Origin of the sequence: Mesorhizobium sp. M7D.F.Ca.US.004.03.1.1 (assembly GCF_003998635.1) — a bacterium.
Taxonomy (GTDB): domain Bacteria; phylum Pseudomonadota; class Alphaproteobacteria; order Rhizobiales; family Rhizobiaceae; genus Mesorhizobium; species Mesorhizobium loti.
This window is the reverse complement of the sequence record NZ_RZQG01000473.1, coordinates 1-4635: the sequence shown is the minus strand read 5'-3', so window position 1 is coordinate 4635 and position 4635 is coordinate 1. Positions and strand designations below refer to the sequence as shown.

Genomic DNA, 4635 nt, shown 5'->3' with positions numbered 1-4635 from the left:
GCCTGAAGCCGGACGTTTCCGGACATTCGACAATGACGGGAGTGCCGCCCAGGAGCTTCACCATTTCCGGATAGGAGACGAAATAGGGGGCCGGCAGGATCGCCTCGTCGCCGTTCTCCAGCGTCGCCATCAGCGCGTTGAAGATGATCTGTTTGGCGCCGTTCGCCACCACGATGTCGTCGGCCGTGTAGTCCAGTCCGTTCTCGCGCCTGAACTTCCCGGCCACGGCCTCGCGCACTTCCAGCGAGCCGGCCGCGGCGGTGTAGAGGGTCTGGCCGGCCTTTGCGGCCGCGTGCGCCGCTTCAATGATGTGGGCAGGTGTCGGAAAATCAGGTTCGCCAAGGCCAAGGTCGATGACGTCGACGCCTTTGGCCCGTAGCGCCTTGGCTGCCTGCGAGGCCGCCATCGAAGCCGACGGCTTGACCACGGACAGGCGCGAAGCAATGTAGCTCATCGGCTTTTCTCCGAAATATAGCCCCTGGACACGTCCTGTGCCCGCGCCTCCGTACTGCGCTTGGCCGGATCGCCATAGCCGCCACCGCCGGGAAGTTCCAGAACCAGACGACGCCCTTCGGGAACGTGTTGCCAGCCCTTGGGGCGCATCAGCGTGCCATCGTCGAGTCTGACGATGCCGGCAATCCCGTCCTTGCCGCCATTGCGGCCCTTGGCTGGATGTCTGACCCGGTCGAACATGGCGGAGAAATCGAACTCGTGGCCTTCGGTGGCCGCGATTTCGAGGATCTGGCCGAGGCCGCCGCGAAATTCCCCGTCGCCGCCGGAATCGGGACGCAGTTCCTTGCGCCAGATGACGATCGGTCCGGTGTGCTCGGTCGCTTCGATCGGCATCGTATGGACACCGGACGGAAAGGCGGTGGCGGAAAGCCCGTCCAGCGTCGGGCGCGCGCCCATGCCGCCGGAATTGAACATCAGCACCTCGGCGCGGCGCCCGTCGCCGCTGGCGACCGGCCTGACCGAGATGTGGATGTTCCACAGTGCCGCCGCGCCTTCGGCAAGGATCTGGCCCGGCAGCGCCTTGGCCAGCGCGCCCAGCACCAGGTCGGGCACCATATGGCCGATGACGTGCCGCAGGGAGACCGGCGCCGGCCGCGGGGCGTTCAGGATGTTGGTCGGCGACGATATGGTGAACAGAGCAAGCGAGGCCGCATTGTTCGGGATCTCCGGCGCCACCACGCATTTCAGGGCGTAGCAGGCATAGGCCTTGCTGTAGATGATCGGAACGTTGATGCCCCAGCGGCTTATCGGATCGGTTCCGGAGAAGTCGACATTCAAATGGTCGTCGCCAATCGAGACGGCGGCCACCAGCTTGACCGGCGTGTCGTAGCCGTCGGTCACCAGCTCGTTCGACCAGCTGCCTTTCGGCAGCGCCTTGATGCGCTCCAGCGTCGCGTCATGGGTGCGCGTGAAGATGAACTCTCCCAGCCTGTCCAGCGATGCCAGACCGATCTCCTTCATCATGTCGACCAGGCGGCGGTGGCCGACCTCGTTGCAGGCGGCCAGCGAATAGAAGTCGCCGACAACCTGGTTCGGCTCGCGCACATTGGTGCGCAGGATCTTCACCAGATCGAGGTTCACCTTGCCGCGCTCGGCAAACTTCATGATCGGGATCTGGATGCCTTCCTCGTAGACCGACTTGCCGTCGGCGCCGAAGCCACGTCCGCCAACGTCGACCACATGGGCCGTGCAGGCGAAGAACGCCACCAGTTCGCCGTTGAGGAACGAGGGCGAGACCATGGTGATGTCGTGCAGATGGCCGGTGCCTTTCCAGGGATCGTTGGTGACATAGGTGTCGCCTTCGTACATCTCCTCGCGCGGGATTTCGTTCATGAATTGCAGCACGGCCTCGGCCATGGTGTTCACATGCCCGGGCGTGCCGGTCACGGCTTGTGCCAGCATCTCGCCGCGCGGATTGAACACGCCGGCCGACAGGTCGCCCGATTCACGCACCGATGTGGAGAAGGCTGTCCGCAACAGGGTCAGTGCCTGCTCCTCGACCACCGAGATCAGGCGATTCCACATCACCTGCATACGGATTTCCAAGATGTCGCTCATGCCTGGACCCCTTTGCGGATCAGGAGGATCGAACCGTCGCTCTGCAGCACGGCATCGAAGAGAGTGGTGACGACCGTCGACGTCTCGCGCTCGACGATCACCGCCGGGCCGCTGATGCGATCCCCCGGCGAAAGGTCGGCGCGTTCGATGATGGCTGAAATCTGCACGGTTCCGGTCGCCGGATCGAAAACCTCGCGCGTCTGCGAAGCGGCGACAGTCCTGGTCCCCATGGTGATCTCGTGCCTGGCCGGGGCCGGCCGCACGTCCTGCGCCTTGACCGACCAGGTCACGATCTCGATTTCCAACCCGTCGAGGCCATCGATGGCACGGCCGAAGAAGCGCGCGTAATTGTCCCGGAAAGCGTCCTTGACGCCCACCTCATCGCCGGGCCTGAACGCCCTGTCGGGCAGCGGCACCGGGATTTCCCAACCCTGGCCGGCATAGCGCATGAAGGCGGTGATCTCGCGCGTGATGGCACTGTTTGTACCGGCCCGCACGAAGCTCTCGGCGGTGGCCTTCAGCCCGTCGAGCAGCGCATTCACCTCGCATGCGTCGAACCGCGACAGCCGCGTCAGCTTGGAAGCCAGCGCCTCATAGCCGAACGGTGCCTTGAGGAAGCCGATGGCCGAACCGACGCCGGCGCCTTGCGGAACAAGGCACTGTTCCACGCCAAGCTTTTCGCACAGCCGTGCCGCATGCAGGGGCGCAGCGCCGCCAAAGGCGATCATCACATTGTCGGAGATGTTCTTGCCGTTTTCCACCGCGTGGACGCGGGCGGCATTGGCCATGTTCTCGTCGACGACCTCGCAGATGCCGAAGGCGGCGGAAACGGAATTGAGCGAAAGCCGGGTGCCGACATCGCGGGTGATGGCCTCCTCCGACGCCCGCGTGTCGAGCCTGATGGCGCCGCCGGCGAAATTGTCGGGATCGAGCTTGCCCAGGACGAGATCGGCATCGGTGATGGCTGGGCGGCTGCCGCCGCGCCCGTAGCAGGCGGGACCGGGTTCGGACCCGGCACTTTCCGGGCCGGTCTGGATGCGCCCCATGGCGTCGACCCAGGCGATCGAGCCGCCACCGGCGCCGATTTCGATCATCTCGATCACCGGGATCGAGATCGGCATGCCGGAGCCCTTGCAGAAGCGATAGGTGCGGGCGACCTCGAAGGTCCGCGCCGTGCGTGGGGAATAATCCTCGATCAGGCAGATCTTCGCAGTCGTTCCGCCCATGTCGTAGGAGACGACGGAGTCCAGGTCGAAGCGCCGCGCCACGTCGGCTGCGAAGATGGCGCCGCCGGCCGGACCGGACTCGACCAGGCGCACCGGAAATTCGGATGCGGTTTCCACCGAGATCAGACCACCGCCCGAGTGGATCATGAACACCGGGCAGTTCGCTCCCATCTCCTTCAGCCGCACCTGTAGGCGCACCAGATAGTCGGCCATCTGCGGCCGCACATAGGCATTGGCGCAAACCGTGTTGAAGCGTTCGAACTCGCGCATCTGCGGCGAGACCTCGGCGCTGATGGAGATCGGTATGTCCAGCTTTCCGGCGAGGATTTCGCGCGCCCGCCGCTCGTGCACCGCGTCCATGTAGGAATGAATGAAGCCGATGGCGACGGCGCCGAAGCCGCCGGCGGCGATGCTGTCGGCGATCTCGTCGAGTGCAACTTCGTCCAGCGGCTGCAATTCCCGCCCATCCGCGCCGATGCGCCCTTTGACCGTATAGCGATGCTCGCGCGGGATCAGTGGCGGTGGCAGCTTCAGGTTCAGATCATACTGTTCGAACCGGTTTTCCGTGCGCATCTCGATGACGTCGCGAAACCCTTCGGTCGTGACCAGCGCCGTCTTGGCGCCGCGCCGTTCGATGAGCGCGTTGGTCGCCAGCGTGGTGCCGTGGATGACGATGTCGAGGTCCGCCAGCGTGATGCCGGCGTCGCGCACGACGATCTCGATCCCGTCGAGGATGGCCTGCTCTGGCGCGGCATAGTTGGTCAGGATCTTGGTCGAGAAGATCGTGCCGCGCACATCGACCACGATATCGGTGAACGTGCCGCCGATATCCGCGCCGAGACGGATGTCATTTGCCGTGCTGATCATGCGTTGGCCTTCTGCGAAGCGAGCGCTGCGTCGCGCATCTGGGAAAGGGTCTGACGCGGCGTGATCGCCTCGGGCGAGATATCCAGCTCCAGGACCGCGCCGGTCGTAGACGCCAGCGCCCTGCCGAAAGCGCCGGCGAAATCCCCGGTCGCGCCGACCCGCTCGGCATGGAAGCCATAGGCCCGGGCGATGCCGACGAAATCCGGGTTCTCGATGTTCGTTCCCGACACGCGCGCCGGATAATGCCGCTCCTGATGGGCGCGGATGGTGCCGTAGATGCCGTTGTTCAGGATCAGCACGATGGGCTGCGCCCCGGCCTGCATCGCCGTCCCCAGCTCCTGGCAGTTCATCTGGAAATCGCCATCGCCGGCAAAGCAGACCACCGTGCGTCCGGGAAAAGCCACCTTGGCCGCGATGGCCGCCGGCAGGCCGTAGCCCATGGCGCCGGATTGCGGGGCGAGCAGCCGTGCCT

General features: G+C 65.2%; 4 protein-coding genes. All 4 read right to left on the bottom strand.

Going from position 1 to position 4635, the window contains the following annotated elements:
* Positions 1-454: aminotransferase class I/II-fold pyridoxal phosphate-dependent enzyme (locus tag EN935_RS23100; RefSeq protein WP_127373636.1), on the bottom strand; the 454-nt coding region annotated here is incomplete at its 3' end.
* A complete protein-coding gene (locus EN935_RS23095; protein ID WP_127265260.1) occupies positions 451-2070 on the bottom strand; it encodes a hydantoinase B/oxoprolinase family protein in 1620 nt (539 codons plus the stop codon). The genes EN935_RS23100 and EN935_RS23095, both read right to left, overlap by 4 nt.
* Entirely contained in the window at positions 2067-4163 is a 2097-nt protein-coding gene (locus EN935_RS23090; protein ID WP_127265261.1) for a hydantoinase/oxoprolinase family protein, read from the bottom strand. The genes EN935_RS23095 and EN935_RS23090 overlap by 4 nt, the downstream gene beginning before the upstream one ends.
* Positions 4160-4635 (bottom strand): thiamine pyrophosphate-dependent enzyme (locus tag EN935_RS23085; RefSeq protein ID WP_245489025.1); only part of this gene is annotated, 476 nt, incomplete at its 5' end. The genes EN935_RS23085 and EN935_RS23090, both read right to left, overlap by 4 nt.

What these genes read in the sequence shown, in the direction of transcription:
- EN935_RS23095 (WP_127265260.1), bottom strand. Translation starts at nt 2,070, where the DNA reads ATGAGCGACATCTTGGAAATCCGTATGCAGGTGATGTGGAATCGCCTG.
- EN935_RS23090 (WP_127265261.1), bottom strand. Translation starts at nt 4,163, where the DNA reads ATGATCAGCACGGCAAATGACATCCGTCTCGGCGCGGATATCGGCGGC.